This window comes from Streptomyces fildesensis (assembly GCF_016107395.1).
Taxonomy (GTDB): Bacteria; Actinomycetota; Actinomycetes; order Streptomycetales; family Streptomycetaceae; genus Actinacidiphila; species Actinacidiphila fildesensis.
The window spans coordinates 1-531 of record NZ_JAAIKO010000167.1 but is presented as its reverse complement, the minus strand read 5'-3'; the positions used below and the strand labels follow the sequence as shown (position 1 = coordinate 531).

General features: G+C 67.0%; 1 protein-coding gene. It reads right to left on the bottom strand.

Going from position 1 to position 531, the window contains the following annotated elements:
- On the bottom strand, positions 1 to 531 hold a 531-nt coding region (locus C6N31_RS42425; RefSeq protein WP_198359649.1), incomplete at both ends, for a condensation domain-containing protein.

Sequence of the window (531 nt, the reverse complement as noted above, 5' to 3'; positions counted from 1 at the left end):
CCACCAGCAGCAGGACATGCTCCTGGGAGGAGAGCTCGAAGAGATCGGCTCGCAGCGGAGGTTCCACGGTCAGGTCGAACGCATGCCGAGCTCCCCGGCGCAGCACATCATCCAGTTCGGACTCAGTGGTTCCGGTGATGGGCAGCTCCATGGTCGCTATGTCGAGCACTCGTTGATACGGAGTGCCGTCGACCTCGGGCAGGATCGTGCGCAGGCTTTCGTGCCGTGCGACGAGGTCACCGAGCGCGGCGCGCAGCGCATCCCGGTCCAACTGGCCGGTGAACCGCAGCACGAGGGGAATGTTGTAGGTGGCGCTGGGCCCCTCCATCTGGTGGAGGAACCACAACCTGCGCTGAGCGAACGACAGCGGCATGACCTCAGGTCGCTCCCGCACGGTGAGCGCCAGTCGTCCAGGTGCAGCGGTGTCGAGCAGGGCCGCCACCGCGGCCGGCGTCGGGCCCTCGAAGAGCGTTCGTAGACCGACCTCGACGCCGAAGACCGATCGGATCTGCGCGATGAGGCGGGTGGCGA